The 16,135-nt window shown below is 71.2% G+C and carries 14 protein-coding genes; 7 read left to right on the top strand and 7 right to left on the bottom strand.

Annotated features, from left to right (window positions below):
• The first annotated feature begins 7 nt into the window (after positions 1 to 7).
• Positions 8 to 1,675 (top strand): arylsulfatase, encoded by a 1,668-nt coding sequence (locus tag AB0J64_RS17365; protein ID WP_364027571.1) that lies wholly within the window; start codon positions 8 to 10, stop codon positions 1,673 to 1,675.
• Here the strand turns inward: AB0J64_RS17365 and AB0J64_RS17360 are convergent.
• The 3 genes from AB0J64_RS17360 to AB0J64_RS17350 form a co-directional block, all read right to left on the bottom strand.
• Complete coding sequence (locus AB0J64_RS17360) at positions 1,572 to 2,108, bottom strand: NUDIX hydrolase family protein (protein ID WP_364027568.1); 537 nt, start codon at positions 2,106 to 2,108, stop codon at positions 1,572 to 1,574. The two genes, AB0J64_RS17365 and AB0J64_RS17360, sit on opposite strands and share 104 nt — an antisense overlap.
• A gap of 81 nt (positions 2,109 to 2,189) precedes the next feature.
• The gene (locus tag AB0J64_RS17355) at positions 2,190 to 2,627 is read right to left on the bottom strand and encodes a nuclear transport factor 2 family protein (protein WP_364027565.1); all 438 of its coding nucleotides are present in this window, start codon (positions 2,625 to 2,627) and stop codon (positions 2,190 to 2,192) included.
• A 119-nt stretch (positions 2,628 to 2,746) separates the two neighbouring features.
• Positions 2,747 to 3,037, bottom strand: coding sequence for a hypothetical protein (locus AB0J64_RS17350; protein ID WP_364027562.1), 291 nt, complete (start codon positions 3,035 to 3,037; stop codon positions 2,747 to 2,749).
• 94 nt (positions 3,038 to 3,131) lie between these two features.
• Between AB0J64_RS17350 and AB0J64_RS17345 the strand changes: the two genes are divergently transcribed.
• Positions 3,132 to 3,908 (top strand): nucleotidyltransferase family protein, encoded by a 777-nt coding sequence (locus AB0J64_RS17345; RefSeq protein ID WP_364027559.1) that lies wholly within the window; start codon positions 3,132 to 3,134, stop codon positions 3,906 to 3,908.
• 3 nt (positions 3,909 to 3,911) lie between these two features.
• Here the strand turns inward: AB0J64_RS17345 and AB0J64_RS17340 are convergent, their stop codons facing one another.
• Genes AB0J64_RS17340 through AB0J64_RS17330 form a run of 3 tightly spaced genes read right to left on the bottom strand, consistent with a single transcriptional unit; the run spans position 3,912 to position 6,850 of the window.
• Positions 3,912 to 4,424, bottom strand: coding sequence for an SET domain-containing protein (locus AB0J64_RS17340; RefSeq protein ID WP_364027556.1), 513 nt, complete (start codon positions 4,422 to 4,424; stop codon positions 3,912 to 3,914).
• Positions 4,425 to 4,433: 9 nt separating this feature from the next.
• The gene (locus tag AB0J64_RS17335) at positions 4,434 to 5,852 is read right to left on the bottom strand and encodes a rhamnulokinase family protein (protein WP_364027553.1); all 1,419 of its coding nucleotides are present in this window, start codon (positions 5,850 to 5,852) and stop codon (positions 4,434 to 4,436) included.
• Positions 5,849 to 6,850 carry a substrate-binding domain-containing protein gene (locus AB0J64_RS17330; RefSeq protein ID WP_344994955.1) on the bottom strand — a complete coding sequence of 334 codons (1,002 nt, stop codon included), beginning with the start codon at positions 6,848 to 6,850 and terminating at the stop codon, positions 5,849 to 5,851. The genes AB0J64_RS17335 and AB0J64_RS17330 overlap by 4 nt, the downstream gene beginning before the upstream one ends.
• Positions 6,851 to 7,189: 339 nt before the next feature.
• On the opposite strand from AB0J64_RS17330, the gene AB0J64_RS17325 reads away from it, so the two are divergent.
• The 5 genes from AB0J64_RS17325 (at position 7,190) to AB0J64_RS17305 (ending at position 15,542) form a co-directional block, all read left to right on the top strand.
• Positions 7,190 to 9,121, top strand: coding sequence for a beta-galactosidase (locus AB0J64_RS17325; RefSeq protein WP_364027549.1), 1,932 nt, complete (start codon positions 7,190 to 7,192; stop codon positions 9,119 to 9,121).
• Between the two features lie 71 nt (positions 9,122 to 9,192).
• Complete coding sequence (locus AB0J64_RS17320) at positions 9,193 to 11,889, top strand: twin-arginine translocation signal domain-containing protein (RefSeq protein WP_364027546.1); 2,697 nt, start codon at positions 9,193 to 9,195, stop codon at positions 11,887 to 11,889.
• A gap of 121 nt (positions 11,890 to 12,010) precedes the next feature.
• Positions 12,011 to 12,328, top strand: coding sequence for an L-rhamnose mutarotase (locus AB0J64_RS17315; protein ID WP_364027543.1), 318 nt, complete (start codon positions 12,011 to 12,013; stop codon positions 12,326 to 12,328).
• 10 nt (positions 12,329 to 12,338) lie between these two features.
• Positions 12,339 to 13,496: an L-rhamnose isomerase gene (rhaI, locus tag AB0J64_RS17310; protein WP_364027540.1), complete on the top strand. Its 1,158-nt coding sequence runs from the start codon at positions 12,339 to 12,341 to the stop codon at positions 13,494 to 13,496.
• 6 nt (positions 13,497 to 13,502) lie between these two features.
• Entirely contained in the window at positions 13,503 to 15,542 is a 2,040-nt protein-coding gene (locus AB0J64_RS17305; RefSeq protein WP_364027537.1) for a bifunctional aldolase/short-chain dehydrogenase, read from the top strand.
• Positions 15,543 to 15,546: 4 nt separating this feature from the next.
• On the opposite strand, the gene AB0J64_RS17300 is transcribed toward AB0J64_RS17305, so the two are convergent.
• Positions 15,547 to 16,083, bottom strand: a complete 537-nt coding sequence (locus AB0J64_RS17300; RefSeq protein ID WP_364027534.1) for a hypothetical protein — start codon at positions 16,081 to 16,083, stop codon at positions 15,547 to 15,549.
• Positions 16,084 to 16,135 lie beyond the last annotated feature (52 nt).

Raw genomic sequence — 16,135 nt, 5'->3', positions numbered from 1 at the left:
GCGGTTCGTGATCGACGGGCCTTCGCGCCGTACCATGCTCGCCGGAACCCTCGCCGGCCTCGCCCTGCCCGCACCCGCTGATGCCGCCACGGGCTTACCGGGCCGCCCCAACATCGTCGTGATCCTGGCCGACGACCTCGGTTGGGGCGAGATCGGCAGCCAGGGGCAGCGCCTGATCAGCACGCCGAACCTGGACCGGCTGGCGGCCGAGGGCGTGCGCTTCGAGACGGCGTACTCGGGGGCGCCGCTCTGCGCCCCGTCGCGCTGCGCGCTGCTCACGGGGCTGCACGCCGGCCACGGCACCGTACGCGAGAACCCGGAGGGCGGGCCGCAGCACTCGCTCACCGACGCCGACCTCACCTTTGCCGAGCTGCTGCGGCTGTCCGGCTACCGCACGGCCTGCATCGGCAAGTGGGGCTTCGGCCCCGACCGGCCGGGGCAGGCGTCCCATCCGAACGAGCGCGGCTTCGACGAGTTCTTCGGCTACATCGGCCACGCCCACGCCCACCAGTACTTCCCCGGGTACCTGTGGCACAACGGCGCCAAGGTGTGGCTCGGCGGCAGGTCGTACGCGCCGGACCTGTTCCGCCGGCGGGCGATCGAGTTCATCCGGCAGGCCGGCGACGACCCGTTCCTGCTCTACTTCCCGACCAACCTGCCCCACTCGCCGAGCGTCCTCCCCGGCGACGCGGGGCCGTACGAGCGGCGGCCCTGGAGCGGTCCGAACCGGCGGCACGCGGCGCAGGTGTCCCGGCTCGACTCCGACGTGGCCGCGCTGGTGCGCGCGCTGCGCGGGGCGGGCGTCGCCGAGCGCACGCTCGTGCTGTTCACCAGCGACAACGGCCCCCACCACGAGAAGGGCGTGACGCCGGAGCTGTTCGACTCCAACGGGCCCTTACGGGGCGTCAAGCGCAACCTGTACGAGGGCGGCATCCGCGTGCCGCTGATCGCCTGGTCGCCGCGGTTACGCCCGCGCGTGGTCGAGCAGCCGGTGGCGTCGTGGGACGTGCTGCCGACGCTGGCCGACCTGGCCGGGGTGCCGGTGCCCGCCCACCTCGACGGCCTGTCCTTCCGCGGCCTGCTCACCGGCGACGGCGCGCCCGAGCACGACCATCTCGTGTGGAACCGGCCACGCAAGATGCAGGCGATCCGCCGGGGCCGGTGGAAGCTGCTCCGGTTCGCCCCGCACATCGCGGGCGCCGGGCCAGGGGGCCGGATCGAGCTGTACGACCTGGCCGCCGACCCGGGGGAGCGCCGCGACCTGGCCGCCACCAGGGTCGAGCTGGCCGGCGAGCTGACGGCCCTGCTCGACGACTCCATCGGCGCCGACCCGCGCGTCCCGTACGGGCTGAAGACCGAGCTCACCGGCGGCCGGGTCCTGGTCACCCTGCACAACGGCTCGCCGGTGCCGTGGCGCAAGGTCCGGCTGAGCTTGAACGGCGCCCGGGCCCGCACCGTGCCGGTGGTGGACCCGGGAAGGTCGATCACCGTGGGCTTCCCGCTCCCGGGCGCGGTCCCGATCACGGCCCGCGCCCGCTTCGCGGCCGGCGGCCGCCCGCATGACTTCCGCGTCAGGGCAGGCGGCCCACGTGGGCGAGGGCCTGCTTCACCAGCACGCCGTGCCCGCCCGACATCTCCTGCTGCACCGACGGCGACAGGGCGTCCTCAGGCGTGAACCACTCCAGGTCAAGGGCGTCCTGCCGGGGCCGGCAGTCACCCGCGACCGGCACGATGTAGGCCAGGGAGACCGCGTGCTGGCGCGGATCGTGGTACGGGGTCACCCCCGGAGTGGGGAAGTACTCGGCCACGGTGAAAGGCTGCGGCGAGGCCGGGATGCGCGGAAGCGCCACGGGCCCGAGATCCTTCTCAAGGTGGCGCAGGAGCGCGTCGCGGATGCGCTCGTGGTGGAGCACCCGCCCCGAGACCAGCGCCCGGCTGACCGTGCCGTCCGACAAGATGCGCAGCAGCAGGCCGACGCGGGTGACCACGCCGGTGTCGTCGACCCGCACCGGCACGGCGTCGACGTAGAGGATCGGCAGCTGGCCCCGCACCGATTCGAGTTCTTCCGGCGAGAGCCACCCAGGCGTGGTTTCGGTCTTTTCGGTCATCTGCCGATCGTACGTCCCCGGGGCCCGCGCCCCGGAACCGTCCCGCCCGCGAGCTGTGGCAGGGCGCGTTCCATCGAATGATCAGTGCGCGAAGGCCTGGGCGACGGCAAGACTGTCTTCATAGACGTGGTGCCGTGTGACGAGACCGTTCTCGACGCTGAGATGCAAGGCGAACCGGGCGCGATAGGCGCGCCCGGTGGATCGGGCGGTCTGCCGAATCTCACCCAGCACGACCGCGTCATCACCGTCGACCAGAATGCGCTCGACCTGAGTGTCCACCTGCTCAGGAACGTGATGCTCGGCGATCTCCCGGTAGTGGGCAGCGGCATCAGCACGGCTGGACCGGTGCCGGATCCACGGTGTGGCGGCGCGGCCGTGCTCCGCCTCGGGCCAGTCCAGCTTCCAGTCGCTGTGCTCGGCGTACATCTCAGCGATCTGTTCCGGGTCGCCTTCACCGATCCGGCGCAGCAACTCCTCCACCACAGCACGCGTGCTCATAGACGTGGCAACCACCGACATGGCCGGCCTCCTCAGACCCACAACCGGATTGGACGGACCCACCTTGCCAGCGCCTCCTGTGCCGCGGCGATTACCTCACACGTAATCGACCCGCGCATGAGGTGCGCCCGCCTGAAACCTCAGCGTTGGGGGCGGCGGAGATGCCAGATGATCACGGCAGGGGTGTCGTGGTAGGCGGCCGCGGCCGCCTCGGGGCACCATCGCTGGGCGAGCGGGCCGCCGTGCCCGCCGGACACCTCGCCCCACCGGGGTTCGTGGCAGGCCAGGTCCCGGTCGGCGGTCAGCCTGCGGATCTCGGCGATCCGCCGCGCCACGTACTCCTCGTCGCCGAGATCACCGGCCTGGGTCCGCAGCAGCGCCACGCCTTCGAGTGCCAGGAGCCAGGCCAGCGGATGAACGTAGGAGGGCATGCGGGGAACAGTAAGGACCACGGCAGGGTTCGAGCCACCGGTTTAACCGCCGGGCGGATTCGGTGCCTGGCTCGTCCGCGTCTAGATTGCGGACATGACTTCCGACGATCTCATTCCGTCCGCTGGTGAGTCGCCGCCGGTATCGCGGCCGGTGACCCAGGCCGTCATCCTCGCCGGCGGGCACGGATCACGCCTGCGCCCCTACACCGACACCCGGCCCAAGCCGATGGTCGAGATCCCGGGCACCGGCCTTCCCATCATCGGTCACCAGTTGGAATGGCTGGCGGCGGAGGGAGTCACCGACGCCGTCATCTCCTGCGGCTACCTCTCCGAGGTGGTGCTCGACTGGCTGAGCACGGCACACCTGCCGCTCAAAGTGGTCCCGGTGGTCGAGGCCGAAGCGCTCGGACGCGGTGGCGGGCTGAAGTTCGCCGCCGCCTCACTGCCCCGCCCGAGCGAGCCCTGGTACGCCACCAACGGCGACATCTGGACCCGCTTCAGCCTGCGCGCCATGGCGGACTTCCACCATGCGCGTGACGCCCATGCCACCCTCGCCCTGGCTCGCCCTCGACTCCCCTGGGGGACCGTCGACGTCGACCGTTTCGGCAACGTCCTGGACTTCGTCGAGGCTCCGCCGTCGCCCTATCCGGTGAATGCCGGTGTCTACGTCTTCTCCGCCCCGTTCGCCGCGATGCTCCCGGATCTCGGCGACCACGAGCGCAGCACGTTCCCCCGCCTGGCGCGCCAGCGCCGCCTGGCGGGTTACGAGTTGCCGCAAGGGGTGTACTGGCGAGCCATCGACACCGCCAAGGACCTGAACGAGGCCGCCAAGGAACTGGCCGCCTTCCGCATGACGGACACGACGCCCTGACCATCACTCACGTACGGCGGCTTTGATGCGCTCGAGCAGGGGCGGGCTCCAGTGGGTGCCGTAGGTGGCCTGCAGTCGTGACAGTCGCCAGTCGTTGCCGGTGACGACGCGACGGCAGACAGGCGTGTCACAACGGCAGGCCATCGACCAGGCTTCGACGCCGGTGAGCGTGGCGTAGTCGATGGTGAGTTCCTCGCCTGGGCCGATGTCGCGTCGTGCGATCACCGTTGTCGCGTCGCGGTGCCAGAGGTTGGGGTCGCAGGAATGGTTGCCGTAGCGCACCGGGTGAGCGGGGTCGAGAAGCAGGTGGACGCCTTCCTCGACGGTGAGGCTGCTGTAGGGCGGGGTGAGGCGCGCCAGAGCCTCGTCGCTGATGACCCGTCCGCCGAACCGCATCACGACCTCGTCCTGGCGGATCCGCTCGATGGCGAACAGGCCGGTGCCCTCGATCGGGGAGAGGCGAGGCTCAGCGCTTGGGGTGAGCCAGCATTCAGGCCGGTAAGTCGAGGTCATCATGGAGGGAGGTCAGAGGATGCGGGCGGCCGCCGCTGCCCACGCCTGGGAGTCACCGGACGGTTCGTAGCGGCGCAGCGGCTGGGAGGAGGCGACCAGCGCGCGCATCTCCTCCAGGTCCGAGACGAGACCTGCCGCCCGTGCCTGCACGAGCACGTTGCCGAGCGCGGTCGCCTCCCCGGGCCCGGCCACCACCGGCAGCCCGCAGGCGTCGGCGGTCAGCTGACACAGCAGCTCGTTACGCGAGCCGCCGCCCACCAGGTGGACGACCTCGACGTCGCGCCCCGACAGCTCCATCGCCTGCCGCACCGCCAGCCGGTGCCCGAGCGCCAGGCTCTCCAGCACGCACCGCACGTACGCGGCCGGGGACGCCGGAGGCTCCTGGCCAGTGCGGCGGCACTCGGCGGCGATCCTGGCCGGCATGTCACCCGGCGGCAGGAACGCGGGCTCGTCCGGGTTGACCACGGCCGCGAACGGCCGTTCGCCCGCCGCGGCCTTCAGCAGCTCGCCCAGGTCGGAGCCGGGCCAGGCGCGCAGGCACTCCTGCAGCAGCCACAGCCCCATGACGTTGCGCAGATAGCGGACGGTGCCGTCGATGCCCGCCTCGTTGGTGAAGTTCGCGGCCCGGCTCTCGGGTGTCAGCACCGGCTCCGGCAGCTCCACACCGGCCAGCGACCACGTGCCGCACGAGATGTAGGCGAACGCGGGACCGGACGCGGGAACGGCGGCCACGGCCGAGGCGGTGTCGTGCGAGCCCACTGCCATGACGGGCGCGGACCACCCGCCGACCACGTCGGACACGTCCCGCCGCAGCTTGCCGACCGCCTCGCCGGGCTGCCGCAGCGGCGGGAAGAGCCCGGCGGGCAGCCCGAGCTGCTCGATCAGGGGGAACGCCCACGACCTGGTGCGTACGTCGAGCAGTCCCGTCGTCGAGGCGTTGGTCACCTCCGCGCCCACCTCTCCGGTGAGCCAGTAGCCGATCAGGTCGGGGATCAGCAGCATCGTCTTCGCCTCGCCGAGCCGGTCGTCGGCCAGCAGCTGGTAGATCGTGTTGAACGGCAGCACCTGCAGCCCGGACACGTCGTAGAGCGCTTCCGCCCCGACCTGCTCGGCCACCCGCTCGGACACCCCTTGCGTGCGGTCGTCGCGGTAGTGCACCGGGTTGCCCAGCAGGCCGTACGACTCGTCGAGCAGCCCGTAGTCGACCGCCCACGAGTCCACGCCGATGGACGACACCGGGCCCGCGCCGCGCAGGCCGGCGATGATCTCCCCGTAGAGCTCGGTGATGTTCCAGTAGAGGCGGCCCGCCTGCTCGATCGGCCCGTTGGGGAAGCGGCGGACCTCGGTCAGCTCCAGGCCGTCGGACAGATCGGCCAGCATCACCCGGCCGCTGGAGGCTCCGAGGTCGACGGCGGCGAAACGGCGGCTCATTCAGTGGACTCCCTGGCGACGAGCTCCGGCTGGAACATGATGTGCTGGTGCGCGTGCGTGTCCGGGTTGTCGCACTCGTCCAGCAGCAGCTCGGTGGCGATCCGGCCGAGCTGGTACGTCGGCTGCCGCATCGAGCTGAGCGACACGGTGGAGGCGGCGGCGAAGTCGATGTCGTCGTACCCCATCAGCGCCACGTCCTCAGGAACCCGAACGCCGGACCGCAGCAGCGCGCGCAGCACGCCGAGCGCGAGCAGGTCGTTGGCGCAGAACACCGCCTCGGGCAGGCCGCCCGCGATCAGGTCGGCGGCGGCCTTCTCGCCCGCGCGGGCCGTCATCGTGGCGGCCTCGGCGACCTTCAGGTCGTCGGGGTCGAGCCCGGCCGCCCGCATCGCGCCCTTCGCGCCCTCCCGGCGCTCGACGCACTGCCTGATCGTCAGCGGCCCCGTCACGTAGGCGACGCTGCGCGCGCCCTTGGCCAGCAGGTGCGTGACGGCGGCCCGGCCGCCGGCGACGTCGTCCACGGCCACCGCGCACTGGTCGGGCCGGTGCGCCGGATGGTCGACCAGCACCACGCTGATGCCGCGCTCGCGCAGCCGGTCGAGCCTGCCGGGGTCCTCGCCGGACGGCGTGATCAGGACGCCGCGCACCCGGTGCTCGGCCAGCACCCGCAGGTTGCGGTCCTCCTTGTCCTGCGAGCCCGCCGAGTTGCCCAGGATCACCGCGTAGCCCAGCTCGCTGGCCACGTCCTCGACCCCGGCCGCGACCTCGGTGAAGAACGGGTTGCCGATGTCGATCACGCTCAGGCCGATCGTCCTGCTGTGCCCGGCGCGCAGCGTCGAGGCCGAGCCGTGGCGGACGAACCCCAGCTCGCTGATCGCCGCCTCCACGCGCTCCCGGGTGGCGGGTGCGACTTTGCCGGGCCGGTTGAGTACGTTGGAGACCGTGCCTGGGGAGACGCCGGCGTGCGCGGCGACGTCCTTGATGCTGACCAGGGCCATGAGGATCTATTAAAACGTACAAACCACGTTTGTGCCAGTCGTGCAGGGGTGGAGCCGCGAGTGGGGCGGCCCGGCGCGGCGCAGTTAGTAAAACGTTTGTATCCGCCATCGCACGTGCGCGCAAATCCTCTGGTTTCATAACGTTCGAATAACGGCAGGATCACGGGTCGCCCCTCGATTCGCCCTGCCTGCCTGGGCAATCACCCTTGTTGATCAGCGCGAACCCGCCCGCGGCAGCATGAAAGGCCTTGTGCGACGCTGTTGAGGAACGTTTTAATCCCCCGTGAACGCAGGCGTGACACGCTGTGAGCGCTAACAGTTAATCGAAAGGCAGGCTTCATGCCGGACGTCATCGCCTACGGCGGGGACTGGAGTCCCGAGCAGTGGCCCGAGGAGACGTGGGAGCAGGATGTCGCGCTGATGCGCGAGGCCGGCGTCAACCGGGTCAGCGTCGGCATCTTCTCCTGGTCGCTGCTCGAGCCGGTGGAGGGCGTGTTCGAGTTCGGCTGGTTCGACCGCGTGATGGACCTGCTGGCCGCGAACGGGATCAAGGCCAACCTGGCCACGCCGACCGCCGCACCGCCGCCCTGGTTCGGGGACACGTACCCGGAGGCGCTGCCGGTGGACGCCGACGGGCGGCGGCTGTACCACGGCAGCAGGCAGGGCTTCTGCCCCAGCTCGCCGATCTACCGCGAGAAGGCGCTGCGCGTCGCCGAGCAGATGGCCACGCGCTACCGCGACCACCCGGCGCTGGCCCTGTGGCACGTGCACAACGAGTACGGCTGCCACAACGCGCGCTGCTACTGCGACACCTCGGCCGCGGCCTTCCGCGCCTGGCTGCGCTCGCACTACTCCTCGCTCGACGCGCTCAACGAGGCGTGGGGCACCGCGTTCTGGTCCCAGCGCTACAGCGAGTGGGCCCAGATCCTGCCGCCGCGCGCCACCCCCACCTTCCCGAACCCGGGCCAGCAGCTCGACTACCGGCGCTTCAGCTCCGACGCGCTGATCGAGCTCTACATCGCCGAGCGCGACCTGCTCAAGAAGATCACCCCCGACGTGCCCGCGACCACGAACCTGATGGCGGGCGCGCACTGGGACATGGACTGCTGGGCCTTCGCCGCCGAGATGGACGTCGTCTCCACCGACCACTACCTGATGGGCGCCCGCGCGGAGCCGCACATCGACCTGGCCTTCGCCGCCGACTACGCCCGCTCGCTCAACGGCGGCCGGCCCTGGCTGCTGATGGAGCACTCGACCAGCGCGGTCAACTGGCAGCAGCCGCGCAACCTCGCCAAGAAGCCCGGCGAGCTGCGCCGCAACTCCCTGTCCCACCTGGCCAGGGGAGCGGACGGGATCATGTTCTTCCAGTGGCGGGCCTCCCGCGCGGGCGCGGAGAAGTGGCACTCGGCGATGGTGCCCCACGCGGGCACGAACACCAAGGTCTGGCGCGAGGTGCGCGCGCTCGGCGCCGAGCTGGCCGGGCTGGAGGGCGTGACGGGCAGCACGGTCGAGGCCGACGTCGCGATCCTCGTCGACCACTCCAGCGTGTGGGCCCAGGACCACCCCGCACAGCCCAGCACCGAGCTGGACCCGGTGGAGGAGGCCAAGCGCTGGCACGCCGCGCTCTGGCGGGCCGGCGTCACCTGCGACCTGGCCCACCCGGAGGGCGACCTGACCGGCTACCGCCTCGTGCTGGTGCCCGCGCTCTACCTGGTGAGCGACGCGGGGGCGGCCAACCTCGTCCGGTTCGTGGAGCGGGGCGGGGTCGCGCTCGTGGGCCCGTACAGCGGGATCGTGGACGAGCACGACCGGGTGCGGCTCGGGGGCTACCCCGGGGCGTGGCGCGACCTGCTGGGGGTGAGCGTCGAGGAGTTCTTCCCCCTCGACGGGCCGATCCGGCTGGCCTCGGGCTGGTCGGGGAGCGTGTGGAGCGAGGTGGCGCAGGCCACCGGCGCGAAGGTGCTCGACGCGTACGCCACCGGGGAGCCCGCCTGGACCCGCAACGAGTGGGGCGAGGGGTTCGCGCACTACCTCACCACCAGGCTCGACGACGACGGCCTGGCCGAGGTCATCGCCGCCGTGACAGCCGAGGCCGGGGTCGGGCCCGCCGCCGACGCCCCTGCGGGGGTGGAGGTCGTACGGCGCTCGCACACGGACGGCCGCTCCTACCTGTTCGCCATCAACCACACGGGCGAGGACGCTGTCGTGACCCCGCCCGGGGGCGAGCCCGTCACGGTGGCGGCGGGCGACGTCCGCGTGATCCCCGCCTGACGCGCCCCAGCTATTAGGAAAGCAGTACCACTCCGTCACCCCCCGATCTCCGCACGGAGGTGCAGCACACCATGTCCGAGATATCACGACGCGACGCGTTGAAGGGGTTAGCCGCGGCAGGAGCCGCCGTCCCGCTGGCTTCGGTGCTGGACTCGCCGGCTGTGGCGGCCCTGGCCGTCCCCGACGTCACTCTGCGCTGGCTCGAGGACAAGCCCGCCGAGGTCCCCGGCACCACCTGGGGTGTGCCGTGGCCCAAGGGCGCGGTGGCCAAGGAGCAGGCGTTCGCGCTCACGGCGGCCGACGGCACGGCCGTGCCGGTGCAGACGTGGCCGCTGGCGTACTGGCCGGACGGGACGCTGAAGTGGACGGCCCACGCGCTCGGCCCCCAGACGCCCGCGGCGGAGACCTACACGCTGCGGGCGGGTACGACGGCCGCTCCCGCCAGGCCGGTCACGGTCAAGGACGAGAAGCAGTACGTGGACGTGGACACCGGCGTGATCCGCGCCCGCGTACGCAAGAGCGGCAGCGAGCTGATCAGCCAGATCTGGCGCGGCGAGACCGAGATCGCCCGCAAGGGGCAGCTCGTCAGCCTCCGGCAGGGCAAGATCGACGACGGTGACGACCGGACCGTCGAGATCGACTCCTACCTCAGTGACATCTCCAAGGTGGAGGTGGAGCAGTCAGGACCGGTGCGGGCGGTCGTCCGCGTCGAGGGCCGCCACACCTCGAAGAAGGGCAAGTCGTGGCTGCCGTTCACGATCCGGCTCTACTTCTACGCCGGGGCGGAGAACGTGCGGATGGTCCACACGTTCGTGTTCGACCGCGACGGGCAGCACGACTTCGTCGCCGGGCTGGGCGTGCGCTTCCGCGTCCCCATGCGGGACGAGCCGTACAACCGGCACATCCGGTTCGTCGGTGACGGGCACGGCCTGCTCGCCGAGGCCGTCAAGGGCATCACGGGGCTGCGCCGCGACCCGGGCGCGGCCGTGCGCAAGGCGCAGGTGGCCGGGCAGCGGCTGCCGGACATCGCCACCTGGGACATCCGCGTCAGCAGCCGCGTCCACCTCATCCCCGACTGGGGCGACTACACGCTCGCCCAGCTCTCCTCGGAGGGCTTCACGCTCAAGAAGCGCACCAAGAAAGGGTACGGCTGGGTCGCCGTCGACCAGGGCAGGCGGGCCTCCGGCTTCGGGTACGTCGGCGGAGCGAGCGGCGGCCTCGCGTTCGGCATGCGCGACTTCTGGCAGCGGCACCCCACCCAGCTCGACATCAGGGGCGCCGCCTCGGACGAGGCCGAGGTCACGGTCTGGCTCTGGTCGCCGGAGGCCGGGCCGATGGACACCCGCTTCTACCACGACGGCATGGGCCAGGACACCTACCCGGAGCAGCTCGAGGGCCTCAACATCACGTACGAGGACTACGAGCCGGGCTTCGGCACGCCCCTCGGCATCGCGCGCACCACGGAGCTGACGTTCTGGGCGCTGGCCGCCACCCCTGACGCCGCCCGGCTCGGGGCGATGGCGGACGCCGTGCGCACGCCGCCGCTGATCGTCGCGCCGCCCGCGCACCTGGCGGCGGCCAAGGTGTTCGGCGGCCTGTTCAGCCCGGTCGACCGCTCGACACCGCAGCAGAAGACCATCGAGGACCATCTCGACTTCCTCTTCGACTACTACAGGAAGCAGGTCGAGCAGCGTCACTGGTACGGCTTCTGGGACTACGGCGACATCATGCACACCTTCGACGAGGACCGGCATGTGTGGCGCTACGACGTCGGGGGCTATGCCTGGGACAACTCGGAGCTGTCGCCGGACCTGTGGCTCTGGTACGCGTACCTGCGCTCGGGGCGCTCCGACATCTTCAGGTTCGCGGAGGCGATGACCCGGCACACCGGCGAGGTGGACGTCTACCACCTCGGGCCGTGGGCCGGGCTCGGCAGCAGGCACAACGTGCAGCACTGGGGGTGCAGCGCCAAGCAGCAGCGCATCTCGACCGCCGTCTACCGCCGGTTCTTCTACTTCCTGACGGCCGACGAGCGCACCGGGGACCTCATGCGGGCGCTGGTGGACTCCGACAAGACGTTCCTGGCCATCGACCCGCTCCGCAAGATCCGCACGGAGCCGTACACGCCGGACCCCACGGCCCTCGCGATCGGGCTGGGCACCGACTGGAGCGGCCTGGCCGCCGCCTGGCTGACCGAGTGGGAACGCGGCGGCGACCCGGTGGCGGAGAAGAAGCTCAAGGCCACCATGCGGACCATCGCCGCGATGCCCAACGGCTTCGTCACCGGGGAGGGCCTCTACAACATCAACACCGGCGAGTTCGCCCCGGCCGCCCGCAAGGTGTCGGTGTCGCATCTGTCGGCCATGTTCGGCCAGGTCGAGATCTGCGCCGAGCTCATCGACCTCGTGGACATGCCCGACTTCGAGCGGGCCTGGCTCCAGTACTGCCGCCTGTTCAACGCCACCAAGGCCGAGCAGGCCGCCGAGACGGGCGCCGACTTCGGCAACCTCATACTCAAGCAGGGGCACTCCAGGCTGACGGCGTACGCGGCGGTCCGGCTCAAGCGCGACGACCTCGCGTCCCGGGCCTGGACGGAGTTCGCCACAGGGGACGGGTACGCGCCCTCCCTGCCGTGGAAGTCGGAGAAGGTCACGACGACGCTCAACCCGACGGACGAGGCGTCCTGGGTCTCCACCAACACCACGGCCCTGTACGGCCTGGCCGCCATCCAGAACCTCGCCCTCGTCGGCGACAAGCTCCCGGATTAAAACGTGTCACCGTAACCAGGCGATCACCACCCCGTACGGGGACCCGGCGGCGCATTGACAGCGAGCACCAGTAATCGTAGTTTCCTGCACGAAGGATTAAAACGTTTTGAAGGGAGTGTCAGTGCAACGCGTCTGCTTCCTGCTGAAAGTCCGCCCAGAGCGGCTGGCGGAGTACCGCGAACGCCACCGAGACGTCTGGCCGGAGATGCGAGAGGCGCTCGCGCGTACCGGCTGGCACAACTACTCACTCTTCCTCAGGGACGACGGCCTCCTCGTCGGCTACCTGGAGACCGAGGACTTCGAGGCCGCCAAGAAGGCGATGGCCGAGACCGAGGTCAACGCCCGCTGGCAGGCCGAGATGGCGCCGTTCTTCGAGAGCCTCGACGGGCGGCCCGACGAGGGCATGCACCCGCTGGACGAAGTTTTCCACCTGGACTGAACGGGGAGTAATGACTGACATCAAGGCCGCGCTGCGGGCGCAGCACATCGAGACGCCGTCCTGGGCGTACGGCAACAGCGGCACGAGGTTCAAGGTGTTCACGCAGCAGGGTGTGCCGCGCGACCCGTACGAGAAGCTTGCCGACGCCGCTCAGGTGCACGCCTTCACCGGCATCGCCCCCACGGTCGCTTTGCACATCCCGTGGGACAAGGTGGACGACTACGCCGACCTGGCCAGGCACGCCCGTGACCTGGGAGTGGGCATCGGAGCCATCAACTCCAACGTCTTCCAGGACGACGACTACATGCTCGGCAGCGTCACCAACCCCTCCGCGCGGGTGCGCCGCAAGGCGACCGACCACCTGCTGGAGTGCGTGGACATCATGGACGCCACCGGCTCCGACACGCTCAAGCTCTGGTTCTCGGACGGCATCAACTACCCGGGCCAGGACGACATCAGGTCCCGCCAGGACCGCCTGGCCGAGTCGCTGGCCGAGGTGTACGACCGGCTCGGCGAGGGCCAGCGCTTCCTGCTGGAGTACAAGCTCTTCGAGCCCGCCTTCTACGCCACCGACGTGCCCGACTGGGGCACCGCGTACGCCCACTGCGTCAAGCTCGGCCCCAAGGCGCAGGTCGTGGTGGACACCGGGCACCACGCGCCGGGCACCAACATCGAGTTCATCGTGGCGTTCCTGCTGCGCGAGGGCAAGCTCGGCGGGTTCGACTTCAACTCCCGCTTCTACGCCGACGACGACCTCATGGTGGGGGCGGCGGACCCGTTCCAGCTCTTCCGCATCATGTTCGAGGTGGTACGCGGCGGCGGCCTCGACCCCGAGACCGGTGTGGCGTTCATGCTGGACCAGTGCCACAACATCGAGCCCAAGATCCCGGGCCAGATCCGCTCCGTCATGAACGTCCAGGAGGCCACCGCCAAGGCCCTGCTCGTGGACCGCGAGGCGCTGGCCGCTGCGCAGTCCGAGGGCGACGTGCTGGGCGCGAACGCCGTGTTCATGGACGCCTTCAACACCGACGTGCGGCCGCTCCTCGCCGAGCTGCGTGAGGAGTCGGGCCTGGCGCCCGACCCGATGGCCGCGTACGCCAAGTCCGGATATTTCGAGAAGATCGCCGCCGAGCGCGTCGGCGGCAACCAGGCCGGCTGGGGGGCCTGAGCAATCATGGAAGTCATCAGGGAACTGCTGGAACGCTCGCACCGCCTGGGCGCCGACCCGCGCAACACCAACTACGCGGGCGGCAACACCTCGGCCAAGGGCGCCGCGCCCGACCCGGTCACCGGCGAGGAGGTCGAGCTGCTCTGGGTCAAGGGCTCCGGCGGCGACCTCGGCACGCTGAAGGAGTCGGGGCTCGCCGTGCTCCGCCTCGACCGGCTGCGCGCGCTCAAGGGCGTCTACCCGGGCGTGGAGCGCGAGGACGAGATGGTCGCTGCGTTCGACTACTGCCTGCACGGCAAGGGCGGGGCCGCGCCGTCGATCGACACCGCCATGCACGGCCTGGTCGAGGCCGGGCACGTCGACCACCTGCACCCGGACGCCGGGATCGCGCTCGCGACCGCGGCCGACGGCGAGGAGCTGACCAGGCGCGTCTTCGGCGACCGGGTGGTGTGGGTGCCGTGGCGGCGGCCCGGGTTCCAGCTCGGCCTGGACATCGCCGCCATCAAGGAGGCCAACCCGCAGGCCATCGGCTGTATCCTCGGCGGTCACGGCATCACCGCCTGGGGCGCCACGTCGGAGGAGTGCGAGTCGCGCTCGCTGGAGATCATCCGCGCCGCGGAGGCGTACCTGGCCGAGCACGGCCGCCCCGACCCGTTCGGCTCGGTGATCTACGAGACCCTGCCGGAGGCGGAGCGCCGCGAGCGCGCCGCCGCCCTGTTCCCCTACATCAGGGGCCTGGCCTCCACCGACGTCCGCGTCGTCGGCCACTACACCGACACGCCGGAGGTGCTGGACTTCGTCTCCCGCGCCGAGCACCCGCGCCTGGCGGCCCTGGGCACGTCCTGCCCCGACCACTTCCTGCGGACCAAGGTCGCGCCGCTGGTGCTCGACCTGCCGCCGGACGCGCCCGTGGAGCAGGCCGTCGAACGGCTCCGCGAGCTGCACGCCGCCTACCGCGAGGACTACACCGCCTACTACAACCGGCACGCCACCCCCGACTCCCCGGCCATCCGGGGCGCCGACCCGGCGATCGTGCTGGTGCCGGGCGTCGGCATGTTCTCGTTCGGCAAGGACAAGCAGACCGCCCGCGTGGCCGGCGAGTTCTACGTCAACGCCATCAACGTCATGCGCGGCGCCGAGTCGGTCTCCACCTACGCGCCCATCCCCGAGTCGGAGAAGTTCCGCATCGAGTACTGGGAGCTGGAGGAGGCCAAGCTCCGCCGCATGCCCAAGCCCAAGCCCCTCGCGACCCGCGTCGCGCTGGTGACCGGCGGCGGCTCGGGCATCGGCGCGGCCACCGCCCGCCGCCTGGCCGCCGAGGGCGCCTGCGTGGTGGTCGCCGACCGCGACGTGGCCGCCGCGGAGAAGATCGCCGCGGAGATCGGCGCGGCCGCGTACCGCGTGTCGGACGTCGCGGTGGCGGTCGGCGTGGACGTCACCTCGGAGGAGCAGATCGCCGAGGCGGTACGCGCGGCGGTGCTGGCGTTCGGCGGCGTCGACCTGGTCGTCAACAACGCCGGCCTGTCGCTGTCCCGCTCGCTGCTCGAGACCACGCTCGACGACTGGGACCTGCAGCACGACGTGATGGCCAGGGGCTCGTTCCTGGTCGCGCGCGAGACGGCCCGGGTGCTGATCAACCAGGGCATGGGCGGCGACATCGTCTACATCTCCTCCAAGAACGCCGTCTTCGCCGGCCCGAACAACGTCGCCTACGGCGCCGCCAAGGCCGACCAGGCGCACCAGGTGCGGCTGCTGGCCGCCGAGCTCGGTCCGCACGGCGTCCGCGTCAACGGCATCAACCCCGACGGCGTCGTACGCGGCTCCGGCATCTTCGCCTCCGGCTGGGGCGCCAACCGGGCGGCCGTCTACGGGGTGGAGGAGGAGAAGCTCGGCGAGTTCTACGCGCAGCGCACCCTGCTCAAGCGCGAGGTCCTGCCCGAGCACGTGGCCGCCGCCGTCTTCGCCCTCACCGGCAGCGACCTCACCCACACCACGGGCCTGCACATCCCCGTGGACGCGGGTGTCGCCGCGGCGTTCCTGCGCTGACAACTCAGGAGTAGGCCGCCACCATCCCGATCACCGCCAGCGCGGCTCCGGCCGCCGTGACCAGGACACCCCCGGTCACGGCGGCCCGCCGCCTGCGCGCGCCCGCCCAGTACATGATCACGTACGGCAGGAATCCCAGCCCGCCGAACCCGACCGCCGGCAACGTCAGGGCCGCCAGCACCCCCTTCGTCCCGGCCGGTACCGCGCGGTCGCCCTCCGGCGTGAGCCGGGCCCGCGTCACGTCGCCCGCGTCGGAGTCGGGCGAGGCCGCCACCTCCACGACCGGCCCGCCCGAGTCGGGCGTGAACCGTCCCCTGCAGTCGTACCGGCCCTGGCCCAGATCCGCACACGAGACGACCCGCAACGTGCCCGGCGTCCCCGTCCGGCCGGTGGCGAGCCGGAGGTCCGGGACCGCGAGGACCGACGGCAGCACGCCGATCGCCAGCCAGAGCAGCACCAGGACGACCCGGCCCACCGGTCCGGGGCCGCGACCCCTTCTGTCAGGGGTCACGAATGAGAGATCGGGCACGTATTCGGTCATGCGCCGATCCTGTCCCAGCCCCTTTGTCGTTCACTTGCAACGGACTGGGGGT

Origin of the sequence: Nonomuraea sp. NPDC049695 (assembly GCF_040674955.1) — a bacterium.
GTDB lineage: Bacteria > Actinomycetota > Actinomycetes > Streptosporangiales > Streptosporangiaceae > Nonomuraea > Nonomuraea helvata.
Note: the sequence above shows the minus strand (reverse complement) of the source record. Positions and strands in the feature narration are given on the sequence as shown.

Coding starts and splice junctions, on each gene's coding strand:
- AB0J64_RS17340 (WP_364027556.1), bottom strand. CDS start 4,424: ATGATGACCTCGACTTACCGGCCTGAATGCTGGCTCACCCCAAGCGCT.
- AB0J64_RS17355 (WP_364027565.1), bottom strand. CDS start 2,627: ATGTCGGTGGTTGCCACGTCTATGAGCACGCGTGCTGTGGTGGAGGAG.
- AB0J64_RS17335 (WP_364027553.1), bottom strand. CDS start 5,852: ATGAGCCGCCGTTTCGCCGCCGTCGACCTCGGAGCCTCCAGCGGCCGG.
- AB0J64_RS17300 (WP_364027534.1), bottom strand. CDS start 16,083: ATGACCGAATACGTGCCCGATCTCTCATTCGTGACCCCTGACAGAAGG.
- rhaI (WP_364027540.1), top strand. CDS start 12,339: ATGACTGACATCAAGGCCGCGCTGCGGGCGCAGCACATCGAGACGCCG.
- AB0J64_RS17305 (WP_364027537.1), top strand. CDS start 13,503: ATGGAAGTCATCAGGGAACTGCTGGAACGCTCGCACCGCCTGGGCGCC.
- AB0J64_RS17330 (WP_344994955.1), bottom strand. CDS start 6,850: ATGGCCCTGGTCAGCATCAAGGACGTCGCCGCGCACGCCGGCGTCTCC.
- AB0J64_RS17320 (WP_364027546.1), top strand. CDS start 9,193: ATGTCCGAGATATCACGACGCGACGCGTTGAAGGGGTTAGCCGCGGCA.
- AB0J64_RS17350 (WP_364027562.1), bottom strand. CDS start 3,037: ATGCCCTCCTACGTTCATCCGCTGGCCTGGCTCCTGGCACTCGAAGGC.
- AB0J64_RS17325 (WP_364027549.1), top strand. CDS start 7,190: ATGCCGGACGTCATCGCCTACGGCGGGGACTGGAGTCCCGAGCAGTGG.
- AB0J64_RS17360 (WP_364027568.1), bottom strand. CDS start 2,108: ATGACCGAAAAGACCGAAACCACGCCTGGGTGGCTCTCGCCGGAAGAA.
- AB0J64_RS17345 (WP_364027559.1), top strand. CDS start 3,132: ATGACTTCCGACGATCTCATTCCGTCCGCTGGTGAGTCGCCGCCGGTA.